Genomic DNA, 15,082 nt, shown 5'->3' with positions numbered 1-15,082 from the left:
TGGAGGGGCGGGGGCCGTCGGGTGGTGCGGGGTGATCAGACCTTGAGGGCCTTGATCGCGGTCGGGGCGTGGCCCGGCTCGGTCGCCAGCTCTTCGAACTCGGTGACGTCGCTCATGTCGACCGTCTTGCTCATCGCGATGTTGGTGATGCGCTCCAGGATGGCCTCGACGACGACCGGGACCTGGAACTCCTGGGCCAGCTTCTTGGCCTCCTCGAAGGCCTCGCCCAGCTTGTCCGGGTCGGTGACGCGGATGGCCTTGACGCCCAGGCCCTCGGCGACCTTGACGTGGTCGACACCGTAGACACCCAGCTCGGGGGTGTTGATGTTCTCGAACTCGAGGTTGACCTCGAAGTTGATGCCCAGACCACCCTGCGCCTGACGGATCAGACCCAGGTAGGCGTTGTTCACGAGGACGTGGACGTAGGGGACCTTGTGCTGGGCGGCGACCGCCAGCTCCTCGATCATGAACTGGAAGTCGTAGTCGCCCGAGAGCGCGACGATCGGGGTCTCCGGCTCGGCGGTGGCGGCACCGATCGCGGCCGGGATGGTCCAGCCGAGCGGGCCGGCCTGGCCGCAGTTGATCCAGTTGCGCGGGCGGTAGACGTGCAGGAACTGCGCGGCGGCGATCTGCGAGAGCCCGATGGTGGTGACGTAGCGGGTCTCGGGACCGAACGCCTTGTTCATCTCCTCGTAGACGCGCTGCGGCTTCAGGGGGATGTTGTCGAAGTGCGTGCGGCGCTGCAGGGTCGCCTTGCGGTCCTGCGCCGAGGCGGTCCAGGCGGAGAAGTCCGGCAGCTTGCCCTCGGCCTTGAGCTCCTTGGCGATCTCGATGAAGAGCTCCAGCGCGGCCTTGGCGTCGGAGGCGATGCCGAAGTCCGGGGCGAAGATCTTGCCGAGCTGGGTGGGCTCGATGTCGACGTGGACGAACTTGCGGCCCTTGGTGTAGGCGTCCAGGTTGTAACCGGTGTGACGGTTGGCCCAGCGGTTGCCGATGCCGAAGACGAAGTCCGACTCCAGGAACGTGGCGTTGCCGTAGCGGTGCGCGGTCTGCACGCCGACCATGCCGGCGGCCAGCTCGTGGTCGTCCGGGATGGTGCCCCAGCCCATCAGGGTGGAGATGACCGGGACGTTGACCAGCTCGGCGAACTCGACCAGCAGGTCGGAGGCGTCGGCGTTGATGATGCCGCCACCGGCGACGATCAGCGGACGCTCCGACTCCAGCAGGAACTGCAGGGCCTTGGCGGCCTGGGCGCGGGTGGCCTGCGGCTTGTAGACCGGCAGCGGCGCGTAGGTCTCCGGGTCGAACTCGATCTCGGTCAGCTGGACGTCGATGGGGAGGTCGATCAGGACCGGGCCCGGACGGCCGGAACGCATCAGGTGGAAGGCCTCCTGGAACACGCCCGGGACCTGCGCGGCCTCCAGGACGGTCGTGGCCTTCTTGGTGACGGGCTTGGCGATCGAGGCGATGTCGACGGCCTGGAAGTCCTCCTTGTGGAGCTTCGAGACCGGAGCCTGACCGGTGATGCACAGGATCGGGATGGAGTCCGCGATCGCCGAGTACAGGCCGGTGATCATGTCGGTGCCGGCGGGGCCGGACGTACCGATGCAGACACCGATGTTGCCCGCCTTGGCACGCGTGTATCCCTCGGCCATGTGCGAGGCGCCCTCGACGTGGCGGGCCAGCGTGTGGCTGATGCCGCCCACGTTCTTGAGCTCGCGGTAGAACGGGTTGATCGCTGCGCCGGGCACGCCGAAGGCTTGCGAAACGCCCTCAAGCTTGAGGATCTCCACTGCAGCGGCGGCGGCTGTCATACGGGGCATCGAGTTCTCCTGCGGGTCCGACGGTCAGGCTTTTCCGTAATCCGGAAGTTTTGTTCTGCTATACGGAACAAGCTAAGCGGCGGCTCCCCGGACGTCAAGGCGGGATGACACCCCGGAACGCACCAAAAGCCGCATCTCTTTCGGTGAGTTGTACAAATGACCGAGGCGTCGACGCGTTTCGGCGGGAATCCGCGGGCTGGGACGCCCCCTCGGTCGCGGGTGGTGGAGCATGGACCCACGCACAGCGACGAGGGGGTCCTTTTCACATGGCGGAAGCGGTACCGGTGCGCTGCCCGGAGTGCATGCGCGAGAACGGCTACACCTCCCCGGTCTTCCCCTGCGCCTGCGGGAGCCCGGTCACGCCGACGCTGGACCTGACCTCACCGCCGGTCCCGCTCACGCACCGCACCTGGTCGCAGAGCTGGGTCACGGTGCGCTGCGGGGCCTGCGGGCGGGACAGCGAGTGGCCGCACCCGGAGGTGGGGTGCGGAGCGTGCGGGACCGTGGTGCTGCTTCCGGTCGATCCGCCCGGGCAGCGGCGGTCGGAGAACCCGGACGGGTCCGGGCCTCGGGACCTCGGGGCGGGCGACGGAGCCGAGCCGGGCGGCGCTCCGGCTTCCGGGCGCCCCGGCCCGACCGCGGGTGCGGGTACGGGTGCGGGTGCGGCGGGGAGGACCCCGGTGCCGCGGCCCGCGTTCCGGCCGGTGACCATCCGTACGGCCCGGGACGCGGTGGCGACGGCCGCGCTGTACCTGCGGTGGCTCGGCTTCCAGGACGTCCGCCGGCCGGACGGGCTGCCCATCCCCTCGGCGGCGGTGGACCTGCGCGCCCCCGGCGTGGTCGCGCAGGTGGACCCGTCGACGACCCCGGCCGGACTGCGGGCGGTGGAGTGCGTGTGGCTGAACGGCCTGACGGCCTCCGCGACCAGCGTCTACTTCTCGCTCGCGGGCTATACGGAGGAGGCCCGCGGCCGGGCGGACGACCTGGGCATACCGCTGTTCGTCATGGACCTCACCGGCATGCCGCAGCCGGTCAACGACCCGGCGGACGCACTCGTCGCGACGGGGGCCTAGGCTCGGAGGCTGTTGTTCTTGTTCCTGTTGTTGCCGAGGAGAGCCCGATGAGCCTGTACGACATCCCGCTGACCACCCTGGCCGACGAGCCGACCAGCCTCGCGGCCCACAAGGGCAAGGCGATCCTGCTGGTGAACACCGCCTCGCAGTGCGGGCTCACCCCCCAGTACTCGGGGCTGGCCCGCCTGCAGTTCAAGTACGAGGAGAAGGGCTTCACCGTCATCGGCGTGCCCTGCAACCAGTTCGGCGGCCAGGAGCCCGGCAACGCGGAGGACATCCAGACCTTCTGCGCCGCCGGCTTCGGCGTGACCTTCCCGATGCTGGAGAAGTCCGAGGTCAACGGCGAGAACCGGCACCCGCTCTACCAGGAGCTGGTACGGACCCCGGACGCCGACGGCGAGGCGGGGGACATCCAGTGGAACTTCGAGAAGTTCCTGATCTCCCCCGCCGGCGAGGTCGTGGCGCGCTTCCGCCCGCGCACCGAGCCCGAGGCCCCCGAGGTCATCGCCGCGATCGAGGCGCAGCTGCCCGCCTGAGTCCTGTCCGCCCCGGGCCGGCCCGCGGACGCCTCCCGGGGCCGCAGGGCCCGCCCCGTACGTCCGCTCAGCGCAGGTCGGCCTCGTCGTACTCCCCCGCGGAGCCGGCCGCGGTGAGCTCCCGCAGTTCCACCCGGCGGATCTTGCCGGACACCGTCTTGGGCAGCTCGGCGAACTCGATGCGGCGGATCCGCTTGTACGGGGAGAGGACCGCCCGGGAGTGCTCGAAGAGCACCCGGGCGGTCTCCTTGTCCGGCTCCCAGCCCGCGGCGAGGGTGATGTACGCCTTCGGGACGGAGAGCCGCAGTGCGTCCGGGGCCGGGACGACGGCCGCCTCGACGACGGCCTCGTGTTCCAGCAGGGCGCTCTCCAGCTCGAACGGGCTGATCTTGTAGTCGGAGGCCTTGAACACGTCGTCGGCGCGCCCGACGTAGGTCAGGTAGCCGTCCGCGTCGCGCGCGGCGATGTCCCCGGTGCGGTAGAGCCCGTCCGCCATGGCCTCGGCGGTGCGCCTCGGGTCGTCGCGGTAGCCGGTCATCACCCCGGCGGGGCGGGTGCGCAGGTCGACGCAGAGCTCGCCCTCGTCGGCCGACGGCTCACCGGTGGCGGGGTCCAGGAGCACGATCGTGTAGCCGGGAGCCGGCCGGCCCATGGAGCCGGGCTTGACGGGGGCGCCGGGGAAGTTGCCCACCTGGAGGGTGGTCTCCGTCTGACCGAACCCGTCGCGGATGGTCACGCCCCAGGCCTCCCGGACCCGCTCGATCACCTCCGGGTTGAGCGGTTCGCCCGCCGCGACGACCTCACGCGGGGGCTTGCGCAGGCGGGTGAGGTCGGACTGGATCAGCATCCGCCAGACGGTGGGCGGGGCGCAGAAGGTGGTGACCCCGGCCCGGTCCATCTCCGCCATGAGCCGTTCCGCGTCGAAGCGGGCGTAGTTGTGGACGAAGACGGTGGCGCCGGCGTTCCAGGGCGCGAAGAGGTTGGACCAGGCGTGCTTGGCCCAGCCGGGCGAGGCGATGTTGAGGTGGACGTCGCCGGGGCGCAGCCCGAGCCAGTACATGGTCGACAGGTGCCCGACGGGGTACGAGGCGTGCGTGTGCTCGACCAGCTTGGGGCGGTCGGTGGTCCCCGAGGTGAAGTACAACATCAGCGGGTCGGTGGCGAGGGTCTCGCCGTCCGGACGGAACTCCCGGTCGGCCCGGCGCATGTCCTCCAGCCGCCGCCATCCGACGGGGACTTCCTCTCCCGCGGCGATCCGGGTGTAGGTGCCGGCCACTTCGTCGAACTTGGGGGTGTCCTCGGCGCGGGCGATGACGTGGCGGATCTCGCCGCGGTCCACCCGGTCGCGCAGGTCGGCCGGGCCGAGCAGGGGGGTCGCGGGGATGACGACGGCGCGGAGCTTCATCGCGGCGAGCATCACCTCCCACAGTTCGACCTGGTTGCCGAGCATGACCAGGATCCGGTCGCCGGCTTCCACGCCCTGGGCCCGGAGCCAGTTCGCGGCCGCCGCGGAGCGGCCGCTCAGGTCCTCGAAGGAGACGCTCAGGCCGGTGCCGTCCGCCTCCACGATGCGCAACGCGTCGGCGTCGTTGCCGACCGCGATGCGGTCGAACCAGTCGAGGGCCCAGTTGAACCGCTCCGGGCGGGGCCAGGTGAATCCGGTGTGGGCGGCGTCGTAGTCCCCGCGGTGGCTGAGCAGGAAGTCCCGTGCGGCGAGGAAGCTGTCGGTGGCGCTGTTCTCCGTCATGACAGGCATCGTGCCGCGCCGGGCGTCCCGTTCACCAGGGCGGCGTCAGCCGTGGATTGACCCGAAGCGCACGGAGCCGGGTCCGCCGGCCATCCCGGTGAGCAGCACCTGCCCCTCGGCCTCGATCTCCTCCTTCCGCGCGGGGGACTGCGTACCGAACAGCTCGACGGTGAGGACGGGGCCCCTCACGGAGCCGTCCGCTCCGGCGTCGTCGGTCCCGGAGCCGGTCGCCGGGGTGTCGTCCAGGCGCCACAGCCCGGCGAGGAAGCCGTCGACGAGGAGGGTGCGGTGGGCCTGGTTGCCCGTCCAGGTGCGGTTCCTGATCTCGGGGGCGACGACGCGGGAGCGGTCGGCGTGGGACAGCAGCAGGTTGTCGAACTCGGGCAGGAAACGCGGCGGGGCCGGTGTGTCGGGGTCGGGGCGGGGCGCGTCGGGCAGGTCGAACAGCTCGGTGCCGTTCTCGTCCCGGAAGGTGATCAGGCGCGGCCGCAGCCGTTCGAAGGCCTCCCGCAGTCGGGTGAGACCGGCCCAGGTCTGCATGTCCTTGACGGAGGCGGGGCCGAAGGCGCCGAGGTAGCGCAGCACCACGTCGTCGACGGGCTGCGCGGCGCGGGCGTCCGCCCTCGCGGCGGAAGCGTCCGCCCTCGCCGCGGCAGCGTCCGCCCCGAGCCACTGTTCGACGGTGGTCAGCCGGACCTGCCCGCTGCGGCCCCATACGCCGCGGGGCGTGACCTGGACCAGAGGCAGCAGACAGCGGGCCGCGACGGACAGGGACTGCGGGTCGGCGGCGGGCCACTGGAGGAGGAGCTCCTCACGGATCTCCGCCATGGTGCGGGGCTCCGCCTCGACGAAGGCGCGGGCCCGCTCGGCGAGCCGGTCCAGGTCCACGCCCGTGAGCCCCTTGCGGAAGTAGGCGACCTCGCGGTCCCGGGCGGCCTGGACGAGGGGCCGCAGCGTGAGGGCGTCGTGCGCGGTGTGGGTGTGGATGGTGGAGCGCATCGTGACCATCCTGACCACCTCGCGGGACTCCATGAGCCCGGCCAACTCGGCGGGCCGGAACCCGGCGAGCCGGGCGTGCAGCTGGAAGTAGGGGGGCTTGACGTTCTGCGCCTGGAGCCCGACGAGGTGCGCGACGGCGTCCCCCGCGCACATCTCGGCCCGGCTCAGCAGCAGCTGCCGGGCAAGCGTGGCGCGGTTCAGCGCACGGGTCCCGAGCTGGGGACTCTGGTCGGGGGTCTTCGTCCTGGAGGCCATGACAGCACGCTAGCGCCGCTTGCGGACACCTTCTGTCCGCAAGCCTCCCGCCTCCCACCTTGGCCGCTTCCTACCGATCCCTCCCTATATCCTGCCCTTGGCCCGTAAACGTACGTTCGACCGGGAGCTGACCTGCGATGCCGGAGCGACCAGACCGCCGCCCCTCCCCGCCCGCGAAGCGCCCGGGCCGGCTCCGCCCGTCCGGCCCCGGCACCACTCCCCCGCCCGGCGCACCCGGCACGGGCTCGGCGGGACCGGAGCCCGCAACACCGGTCCCGCCGAACCACCGCAGCGTGATCGACTCCGCGGTCTACCGGGACGGCCTCCGCGTCGCCTCCCCCGCCACCCTCGCCGACACCTTCCGGCAACTGCGCGACCAGCCCGACGGCATGGCCTGGATCGGACTCCACCGCCCGACGGAAACCGAACTACATTCCCTGGCGAGCGAGTTCAACCTCCACGAACTCGCCGTCGAGGACGCCTTGGAAGCCCACCAGCGCCCCAAATTGGAGCGCTACGGCGCCACCCTGTTCGTCGTCCTGCGCGCGGCCCGCTACCTGGACGCCCTGGAGGAGGTCGAGTTCGGCGAACTCCACGTCTTCGTCGGCCCGGACTTCCTGATCACCGTCCGCCACGGCGGCGCCCCCGACCTCTCCTCCGTCCGCCGCCGCATGGAGGAGAACCCCGCCCTCCTCTCCCTCGGCCCGGAAGCCGCCCTGTACGCGATCCTCGACGCGGTGGTCGACGGCTACGCGCCGGTCGTCGCGGGCGTCCAGACCGACATCGACGAAATCGAGACCGAGGTCTTCCGCGGCGACCCCGAGGTCTCCCGCCGCATCTACGAACTCTCCCGCGAAATGGTCGAGTTCCAACGCGCCACCCGCCCCCTGGTCGGCATGCTCCACGGCCTGATGGCCGGCTTCGCCAAGTACGGCACGGACGAGGAACTCCAGCGCTACCTCCGCGACGTCGCCGACCACGTGACCCACACCAGCGAACGCGTAGACGGCTTCCGCCAGGCCCTCACCGAAATCCTCACGGTCAACGCCACCCTGGTCTCCCAACAGCAAAACGCCGAAATGCGCGCCCTGGCCGAAGCCGGCTTCGAACAGAACGAGGAGATCAAGAAGATCTCCTCCTGGGCAGCCATCCTCTTCGCCCCCACCCTGGTCGGCACCATCTACGGCATGAACTTCGAGGACATGCCCGAGCTGAAGTGGGCGGGCGGCTACCCCTTCGCGATCCTGCTGATGGCGGTGGTCTGCGTAAGCCTGTACGTCATCTTCAAGAAGCGCGACTGGCTGTAGCCGGCGCATCGAGGTGGGTGGTGGAGGTCCGGGAGTTCCCCGGCTTCGGTGACGTCATCTCGGCGCTCTGCCGCTGATCCCGGATGTCGGCGGCAACGTGTCGACGGGATCTTCCGCTTCGAGGGGGAGCGGGTTACCTGGGAGGGGCGGAGCGCGGGGAGTTCGGCGTCGCCGGAGGGTGCGTCGGCGGAGGGGGTTGGCCGCGTCACCTACGGCTCGCGTCGTGGCGGTGGGCGGGCGTCGTGGCGCATTCGGGGTCGTGCTTCGTTTGCGCAGCGGTGGAATTGGGGTGCGACGTGTGTCGTCGCTCGTGGTGGGGGCCGTATCCCTCTGCTGCTCGGGACCGATGAAGTGGCGTGCGCCACACCGTCGATGGCGCATGAGAGCCGTCGGGAATTGAGTTGACGAGGCCTCAGGGTGATGTGAGGGATTGTCGTCCGTCTCGTGAAGAACTGCTTGCCGGAGCGATGACGTGTGGGGTGGCCGATGGTGGGCACAGGATGGAAAGGCCTCGTCAACCCGCTCTCGTAGCAGCCGGGTTGGGGGTTTGCGGTGCCATGACCGGCGTCGAGGGGACGAAGAACCGGGTGATAGCATCCCGGCATCTGTGATCTTGATCCATTTTGACGCAGATGCTGATTTCCGATCGGCGGCAGGTTCTCCGCGTCACGGCGGGTGAGCCGCGCCGATCAGCTGTGTTGCGGGGCCTCGCGAGGTGTATCTGCAGCCGTCCGCATGCCATGCGCCGGGAAAGGTTTCCATGAATCGAGACGCACTTGTGTGGTGCTTGGTTGCGGTGGCGGCGATAGCCGTTGTCGCGGTCGTTGCACTCGTCGCCCGCAACAGAGCACTGGGGGCGAAGAAGGAGCACACCGAGGCCGAACTCAGGCACCAGCTGCTCACGATGGACGGTCACCTGCACGCCTCGCACTCCGAGTTGCAGCGGTTCCGGAACGAGCAGGACGCCACGCTCCACGCGGCCAAGGAGGCGGCGGAGGAGAACACCAAGGCCGTCCTCAAGGGTGCGGCCAGTCTCCTGCAGAGCCTCGCGGCCGAGCAGACGACGCTTCTGGACGGAATCCAGCGCAAGTACGGCGGACACGGCGTGCTCAGCGACCTGTTGGACGTCAATCACGCCAACGCGCAGATGGCGCGCAAGGCTCAGGGCATCGCCGTCATGTGCGGTGCGCCGCTCGGTCGTCGCAACCGGCCTGCCAGTGTCTACGACGTGGTGCGCAGCGCCCAGGGGCAGATCCGCAACTTCCACCGGGTCGCCATCATGCAGCAGACCGGTCTCGCCCTGAAGGCGTCCGCGGTCGCGCCCGTCGCCCTCGCCGTGGCGGAGCTGCTCGACAACGCCGCAAGCTTCTCGCAGCACGACGCGCCGATTGAAGTAACGTTCCAGCGCGTCCAGAACAACCTGTGCATCGTCATCGACGACGCCGGTGTCAGCATGAACGACGAAGACCGGCAGCGGGCGACCGCGCTGCTCTCCGGAGAAATCGCCCCCCGTCTGTCGCAGCTCGGGACCCAGCCGAAGTTCGGCTTCCCGGTCGTCGGCCTGATCGCGCGTCAGCACGGTTTCAGGGTCGACGTCACCGGAGTCTCCCGGTACGGCGGCGTCAGGGCCGTCGTCCTCTTGCCCGAGGAGCTGTGGACCATGGAGGAGATACCGCCCGCCCAGGAGGCTCCGGTCAGCAACATCCGGCGCGCCCCCGAGAGCCGGCCGCAGAGCGCGCCGTCGCGCACGATGCACGGTCTGCCCAAGCGCGGCGCACGTCAGGCGCCCATCGCGAGCGTCCCGGATCCCGACAGCACCTCGCCCGCGCCCCGGACGCCGCAGGAGACGGGCCGTGCTTCCGGGCGCGGTCTGGGGGCCTTCCAGCGCGGCACGCTCTCCGGTCGCAACCTTGACGCCACCTCGTTCGAAGGGCCCGAAGACGCATGACCGCAGACCTGTCGTGGATGCTCGAGGACATCGTGCACAACGTGCCCCTGGCACGGCACGCCGTCCTGCTGTCCGCGGACGGCCTTCCTCGCGGCGCGACGGAGGGCCTGGCCGAGAAGGACGTACGTACCATCTCCGCCGCCATGGCCGGAATGCAGTCGCTCAGCCGGGCAACGGCCCACTTCGCCGGTCCGGAGGAGGACCGGCAGTGGAACCAGACCATCATCGAGTTCTCGCACGGGTGGAGCTTCCTGATCGGGGCGGGGCAGGGCTCTTACCTGGCCGCCGCGGCCGCGCCCGACGTGGACATGCAGCAGATCTCCTTCCGCATGCACCGGCTCGTCGCCAGGCTGGGCAACAACCTGACCTCGCCGCCGAGGGTGGGCGCCGAGGACGCCGGAGGTGCGCGGGGAAGCGTTCCCCGGCAGCAGGGCCCTCGTGACGCGGGATTCGCCCTGGCCGCGCTCGACCGGGTGGTGTCCGAGGTCGAGGGGGCCCGCCACGCGGTGCTGCTGGGATCGGACGGTCTTCCCCGCGGTGCCACCACCGGGATGAGTCGCGACCTCGCGGACACGATCTCCGCGGCCATGACGGGCATCCACGCCTACAGCCGGGTCACCTCCCAGTTCGCCGGGGCCGTCGAGGACGCGCAATGGCGTCAGACGGTCATCGAGTTCCAGCACGGCTGGATCTTCCTCATGGCGGCCGGTCCCGACGCGTTCCTGGCGGCTGCCGCCGAACACGACTGCGACATAGAGAAGTTCACCACGCGCCTGCACGAGGTGGTTCCCGGACTGACCGCGGCGGGGACACGGGGGAAGGGGACCGGCCATGCCTGACCTGCCCGAACAGGATGAAGAGCTGGAACTGACGTCACCGTTAGTCCCCCTCTTCGTGATCACGAACGGACGAGCCCTGCCCCCGGACCACGAGTACGAGCACACGACGCTCGTGACGGCGACGGCGGTGGAGAACGTCCAGGTGGCGGCGCGCACGCTGTCCCCGGAGGCGGGGCAGGTCATGGACCTGGTCGCGAACGGCTTCCTGTCCGTGGCCGAGGTGGCGGGGCACACCCACCTGCCGCTGGGCATCGTCCGCATCCTGCTGGCGCAGTTGGAGGAGGACAGTCTCATCCTCGCGAGGACCCCGATACCGCGCGCCGAACGTGTCGACAGAGAACTGGTCAGTGCCGTGCTAGAGGGCCTGAAGAATCGATTCGGAGCGTAGCGCGTGTACTTGGATCCAGACGTCTCCCACGCGGTGAAGATCCTCATAGTGGGGCACTTCGGGGTCGGCAAGACCACCTGTATCGGCAGTCTCTCCGAGATCGAGCCCCTGCGGACCGAGGAGGAGATCACCGAGGCCAGCGTGGGCCTCGATGACCTGTCGGGCACCCCCGACAAGACGACCACCACCGTCGCGATGGACTTCGGTCGGCTCACCCTCAGCGACACCCTGGTGCTCTACCTCTTCGGAACGCCCGGCCAGGAGCGGTTCAAGGAGATGTGGGAGGAGCTCTCGCGGGGCGCGCTGGGGGCGCTGGTCCTGGTCGATCCGGAGCGACTGCACGAGTCGTTCCCCGTCCTGGACCTCGTCGAGCGTTTCGGTCTGACGTACGCCATCGCCGTGAACCATTTCGAGGGCACCACGCACTACCCGCTCGACGAGGTGCGCGAGGCCCTGAACCTCACCGCCGAGACTCCCGTCGTGCAGTGCGACGTACGGGACGAGAACTCCTCGGCGCAGGCCCTCATCACCCTCGTGACCCACCTCATGTCCCAACTCGGCTAGGAGCGCAGGAATGCAACAGCCACTTGATTCGACGGAGATACCTCCCGGCTGCCCCGCGCACGGGAACGTCCAGCTCTACGGTCCCTCGTTCGGAGCCGACCCCGACAGCCACTACGCGCAGCTGCGCGCGTTCGGCCCCAGCGCGCCCGTGGACATCGCGCCCGACGTCCAGGCCGAGCTCGTCACCAGCTACGACGCCGCGCTGTACGTCCTGCAGAACCCGGCCTCCTTCGTGCGTGACTCCCGCCGCTGGAACGCCCTCAACGAGGGGCGCGTCCCGGCCAACAGTCCGGCGCTGCCCATGATGGGCTACCGGCCCAACGCGCTCTTCAGTGATGGCGCGTCACACGCGCGTCTGCGGCGCGCTGTTACCGACGCCCTGGCCACGGTCAACGAGCACCAGCTCATCCGGCAGACGCAGCAGTCCGCCAACTACCTGATCAGTCAGTTCAGTACCGACATCCGCGGCCATGCCGAGCTGATGGCCGAGTACGCCCAGCCGTTGCCCCTGCTGGTCTTCAGCGACCTGTTCGGATGCCCGCCCGAGATCGGCGACCGCGTGATCGCCGGTATCAGCGGCATCTTCGAGGGGAAGCCCGGAGCCGACGAGGTGCTCGGCGGGGCGCTCAACGAGCTGATCGCCCTCAAGCGCCGCCGTCCGACGGCCGACCTGACGACGCGTCTGATGGAGCACCCGGCCCAGCTGACCGACGAGGAGGTGCTGCACCAGCTGGTCACCCTGCTCTCCGGTGGTACCGCGCCCCTGACCGCGGCCATCGGCACCAGTAGCGCCCTGTACCTCGGTGAGGACTGGCAGCTCGGCCTCCCGGTCGAGGACGCCGTCTCGCAGACCCTGTGGAACTACGCGCCGATCGCCAACTACGCCGCGCACTACCCGACTCATGACGTCGAGCTCGGCGACCGGTTGGTTCGGGCCAATGATCCGGTCCTGATCTCGTTCGCCGCGGCCAACACCGACCCGAAGCTGACCGCGCACCGTGAACACCTGAGCGCGAAGGCGCACTTGGCGTTCGGCGCGGGACCGCACGCCTGTCCCGCCAAGGACCCGGCGTTCATGATCACCGTGACGGCCGTGGAGACGCTGCTGAACCAGCTTCACGACGTCGAGATGCGGGTCCCGTTCAAGACGCTCACCTGGGCGCCGAGCCCGTGGAGCCGCTCGCTGGTCACCCTCCCGATCCGCTTCAGCCCAAGGCCCGTTGCCCAGCCGGCCGAGCCGGCCGGGGCATCGGGTGCGGGCCGACCGCTCCAGCAATCGACGCCCGTCTCCTCGCCCTCCGGCTCCGCGACCTCGCGCAGCGGCAGCGGCAGCGGTGGTGCGTCGCAGGGCAAGGGCGGCTTGTTCAGCCGCTTCCTGGCATGGACCAGGGGCGAATGAGTCACACGAGTTGAATGAATACCGCGAGTTGAATGGATCGAGTGAGTTGAGTGTGATTCAAGCAGCCTCCTGAGTACTCGGTGGTAAAGGGTGTTTCAACGATCATGTGGGTATGCATGGCGGCTGGTTCTCGGAAAGGAGCCGCCATCATGAGCGTTGCCACAGCCACTTCGTACGACCGTAGGGCGTCCGCCTCCCTCTTCTCCCGTCTACGGACGGCCGGAGGGCAGGCCGACCCCTTCCCCCTCTACGCCGAACTCCTCTCACGGGGCGAGGTGATACCCGCCCCCTGGGGCGGCACCGTCGTGACGGGCTTCGCCGCCTGCGACCAGGTGTTGCGCAGCCGCCAATGGCTGGAGCCCGACAGGCAATGGCGCGAGCGCCAGGGTGCGGGGACGCGCTGGAACGCGCCGTCCTCGCGCGAGATGAGCCACACGCTCGTCGCGCTCAACTCGCCGGACCACACCAGGGTGCGCCGGGCGGCGGGCACGTTCGACCGGGGCGCCCTGGAGCGCATCGGTCGCGGTGTGAGCCGGGCGACGGATCAGCTCCTCGACGCCTTCACGGAGCGAATACGGGACGGCGAGGCGGACTTCTCGGAGCTGGTCTGCGAGGAACTGCCGGTGGCCACCATAGGTGACTGGCTCGGACTGCCGAAGGCGGACTGGCCCAGGCTGCGCGAGTTGACCCATGACCAGGTGTTCGCCCAGGAGTTGTTGCCGTCGGCCAGCCAACTGGCGTTGTCCGACGCGGCGACGGCCGAACTCCGCACGTACTTCATGGAGCTGGTGCGCGATCGGCGCGCGCACCCCGGCGATGACCCCGTCACCCGGTGGATCCGGACGTGGGACGCGATCGAGTCCGACCGGGACAAGGCCGACGAGGCCGTCTACCACCTGGTGTTGTTCGTCCTGCTGGCCGCACTGGAGACCACGGCGACCCTCCTCTCGTCGATGACGCTCCGGCTCGTCGAGAGTCCCGAACGCTGGGACACGATCGCCGACAACCCGGACCTCGTACCCGGGTTCGTGGAGGAAACGCTCCGCTACGACGCTCCCACCCACGTGATCAGCAGGGTCGCCTCGCAGGACTCCGTGCTGGGGGGCATCGAGATCCGCCGCGACGAGATGGTCCACCTCTTGGTCGGAGCGGCGCACCGCGACCCGGCCAGGCACGGCGACCCGGACCGGTTCGACCCCGCACGCGCGCCCGGCCACCTCGCGTTCAGCGGCGGCATCCACTACTGCCTCGGCGCGCCGCTGGCCCGCCTCGAAGCGCAGACCCTGCTCCACCAGCTGATTCGGCGCCTTCCCCGCCTCACCCTCGTACGTACCCCGTCGATGGCGCCCCGCGTGGCGTTCCGGCGCCTGCTGAACCTGGACGTAGCCATCGCATGACCGACTCGACCCCCACCCCCACCCCCACGCACGTCCGGACCGCTCCCAAGGCGATACACGCCGAGCAGGACGGCCCCGTACTCCACGTCCGCCTCAATCCCTGGGGGCAGGACGACACGTTGGACACCGCGGTCATCGACGACCTCATCGGCCTGCTCGACGACCTGCACGAGAGACCCGACGTCCGGATCCTGACGCTGTCCTCGCTGGGTGCGGACTTCTGCCTCGGTGCCGACCGCGGCGAGTACCAGGAGGCGTTGGCCGCCGATCCGACGGGGGTGGGCCTGCGGCGCATCGCCGACAGGGCGCACCGCCTGTGCCAGGCGTTGGAGAACACGCACGCGGTCACCATCGCCCGGTTGCACGGACGGGTCATCGGCGCGGGTCTCGCCCTCGCCTCCTTCTGCGACCTGCGCGCCGGGGCGGACACCAGCCGCTTCCGGATGCCCGAGGTCGGCATCGGGCTGCCGCCGGCGTGGGGCGGGGCGATGGGACGCCTGGTCTCCGAGGTGGGGACGTCCAGGATTCGCGAGCTCATGCTCACCTGCGACGTCTTCGACGCCGAGACGGCCCACCGGATCGGTCTGCTCCACCGGAGCGTCCCGCTCGACCAGTTGGACAAGGTGATCGATTCCTGGACCGGGCCCCTCGTCCGACGCTCACCGGAAGCCCTCGTCCTGACCAAGAGGATGTTGGCCGGCTACGCACGGGCGGACAGGACGGCGGACGTCTCCCTGCTCGATTCCCACCTCCTGGCGGCCACGCTCAACCAGCACACGAGGGCCTGACCCGCCTCGGCCGGACGTA

At 69.9% G+C, this 15,082-nt stretch carries 13 protein-coding genes; 10 read left to right on the top strand and 3 right to left on the bottom strand.

Translation table 11 applies throughout. From position 1 onward, the window contains the following. Positions 1-35: 35 nt before the first annotated feature. A complete protein-coding gene (gene gcl, locus ACFY0I_RS32990) occupies positions 36-1,823 on the bottom strand; it encodes a glyoxylate carboligase (protein ID WP_388902620.1) in 1,788 nt (595 codons plus the stop codon). 266 nt (positions 1,824-2,089) lie between these two features. On the opposite strand from gcl, the gene ACFY0I_RS32985 reads away from it, so the two are divergent. Together ACFY0I_RS32985 and ACFY0I_RS32980 are read left to right on the top strand one after the other, a co-directional pair. Next, positions 2,090-2,896 carry a hypothetical protein gene (locus ACFY0I_RS32985; protein WP_388902618.1) on the top strand — a complete coding sequence of 269 codons (807 nt, stop codon included), beginning with the start codon at positions 2,090-2,092 and terminating at the stop codon, positions 2,894-2,896. A 47-nt stretch (positions 2,897-2,943) separates the two neighbouring features. Then, entirely contained in the window at positions 2,944-3,432 is a 489-nt protein-coding gene (locus ACFY0I_RS32980; protein WP_388902615.1) for a glutathione peroxidase, read from the top strand. A gap of 67 nt (positions 3,433-3,499) precedes the next feature. Here the strand turns inward: ACFY0I_RS32980 and ACFY0I_RS32975 are convergent, their stop codons facing one another. After that, positions 3,500-5,179 (bottom strand): AMP-binding protein, encoded by a 1,680-nt coding sequence (locus tag ACFY0I_RS32975; RefSeq protein WP_388902613.1) that lies wholly within the window; start codon positions 5,177-5,179, stop codon positions 3,500-3,502. Positions 5,180-5,224: 45 nt separating this feature from the next. Then, positions 5,225-6,433: a winged helix DNA-binding domain-containing protein gene (locus ACFY0I_RS32970; RefSeq protein ID WP_388902611.1), complete on the bottom strand. Its 1,209-nt coding sequence runs from the start codon at positions 6,431-6,433 to the stop codon at positions 5,225-5,227. 137 nt (positions 6,434-6,570) lie between these two features. On the opposite strand from ACFY0I_RS32970, the gene ACFY0I_RS32965 reads away from it, so the two are divergent. The 8 genes from ACFY0I_RS32965 (at position 6,571) to ACFY0I_RS32930 (ending at position 15,063) form a co-directional block, all read left to right on the top strand. Continuing rightward, positions 6,571-7,740: a magnesium and cobalt transport protein CorA gene (locus ACFY0I_RS32965; protein WP_388902608.1), complete on the top strand. Its 1,170-nt coding sequence runs from the start codon at positions 6,571-6,573 to the stop codon at positions 7,738-7,740. Positions 7,741-8,500: 760 nt separating this feature from the next. Beyond that, complete coding sequence (locus tag ACFY0I_RS32960) at positions 8,501-9,688, top strand: ATP-binding protein (RefSeq protein WP_388902774.1); 1,188 nt, start codon at positions 8,501-8,503, stop codon at positions 9,686-9,688. Then, positions 9,685-10,527, top strand: coding sequence for a roadblock/LC7 domain-containing protein (locus ACFY0I_RS32955; RefSeq protein WP_388902607.1), 843 nt, complete (start codon positions 9,685-9,687; stop codon positions 10,525-10,527). The genes ACFY0I_RS32960 and ACFY0I_RS32955 overlap by 4 nt, the downstream gene beginning before the upstream one ends. Continuing rightward, on the top strand, positions 10,520-10,915 hold the full coding sequence (locus tag ACFY0I_RS32950; protein ID WP_388902605.1) for a DUF742 domain-containing protein: 396 nt from the start codon (positions 10,520-10,522) through the stop codon (positions 10,913-10,915). The genes ACFY0I_RS32955 and ACFY0I_RS32950 overlap by 8 nt, the downstream gene beginning before the upstream one ends. 3 nt (positions 10,916-10,918) lie before the next feature. Beyond that, complete coding sequence (locus ACFY0I_RS32945; protein ID WP_388902603.1) at positions 10,919-11,479, top strand: ATP/GTP-binding protein; 561 nt, start codon at positions 10,919-10,921, stop codon at positions 11,477-11,479. Between the two features lie 10 nt (positions 11,480-11,489). After that, the gene (locus ACFY0I_RS32940; RefSeq protein WP_388902601.1) at positions 11,490-12,878 is read left to right on the top strand and encodes a cytochrome P450; all 1,389 of its coding nucleotides are present in this window, start codon (positions 11,490-11,492) and stop codon (positions 12,876-12,878) included. Positions 12,879-13,027: 149 nt separating this feature from the next. After that, complete coding sequence (locus ACFY0I_RS32935) at positions 13,028-14,275, top strand: cytochrome P450 (RefSeq protein WP_388902600.1); 1,248 nt, start codon at positions 13,028-13,030, stop codon at positions 14,273-14,275. Next, positions 14,272-15,063 carry an enoyl-CoA hydratase/isomerase family protein gene (locus tag ACFY0I_RS32930; protein WP_388902598.1) on the top strand — a complete coding sequence of 264 codons (792 nt, stop codon included), beginning with the start codon at positions 14,272-14,274 and terminating at the stop codon, positions 15,061-15,063. The genes ACFY0I_RS32935 and ACFY0I_RS32930 overlap by 4 nt, the downstream gene beginning before the upstream one ends. Positions 15,064-15,082 lie beyond the last annotated feature (19 nt).

Source organism: Streptomyces sp. NPDC001568, assembly GCF_042893755.1.
Classification (GTDB): domain Bacteria; phylum Actinomycetota; class Actinomycetes; order Streptomycetales; family Streptomycetaceae; genus Streptomyces.
This window is presented reverse-complemented; position numbering and strand designations above follow the sequence as displayed.

Bases quoted from the DNA above. Each gene is read 5' to 3' on its own strand.
- ACFY0I_RS32935 (WP_388902600.1), top strand. From the start codon at position 13,028: ATGAGCGTTGCCACAGCCACTTCGTACGACCGTAGGGCGTCCGCCTCC.
- ACFY0I_RS32955 (WP_388902607.1), top strand. From the start codon at position 9,685: ATGACCGCAGACCTGTCGTGGATGCTCGAGGACATCGTGCACAACGTG.
- ACFY0I_RS32960 (WP_388902774.1), top strand. From the start codon at position 8,501: ATGAATCGAGACGCACTTGTGTGGTGCTTGGTTGCGGTGGCGGCGATA.
- gcl (WP_388902620.1), bottom strand. From the start codon at position 1,823: ATGCCCCGTATGACAGCCGCCGCCGCTGCAGTGGAGATCCTCAAGCTT.
- ACFY0I_RS32980 (WP_388902615.1), top strand. From the start codon at position 2,944: ATGAGCCTGTACGACATCCCGCTGACCACCCTGGCCGACGAGCCGACC.
- ACFY0I_RS32975 (WP_388902613.1), bottom strand. From the start codon at position 5,179: ATGACGGAGAACAGCGCCACCGACAGCTTCCTCGCCGCACGGGACTTC.
- ACFY0I_RS32940 (WP_388902601.1), top strand. From the start codon at position 11,490: ATGCAACAGCCACTTGATTCGACGGAGATACCTCCCGGCTGCCCCGCG.
- ACFY0I_RS32985 (WP_388902618.1), top strand. From the start codon at position 2,090: ATGGCGGAAGCGGTACCGGTGCGCTGCCCGGAGTGCATGCGCGAGAAC.
- ACFY0I_RS32970 (WP_388902611.1), bottom strand. From the start codon at position 6,433: ATGGCCTCCAGGACGAAGACCCCCGACCAGAGTCCCCAGCTCGGGACC.
- ACFY0I_RS32950 (WP_388902605.1), top strand. From the start codon at position 10,520: ATGCCTGACCTGCCCGAACAGGATGAAGAGCTGGAACTGACGTCACCG.
- ACFY0I_RS32930 (WP_388902598.1), top strand. From the start codon at position 14,272: ATGACCGACTCGACCCCCACCCCCACCCCCACGCACGTCCGGACCGCT.
- ACFY0I_RS32965 (WP_388902608.1), top strand. From the start codon at position 6,571: ATGCCGGAGCGACCAGACCGCCGCCCCTCCCCGCCCGCGAAGCGCCCG.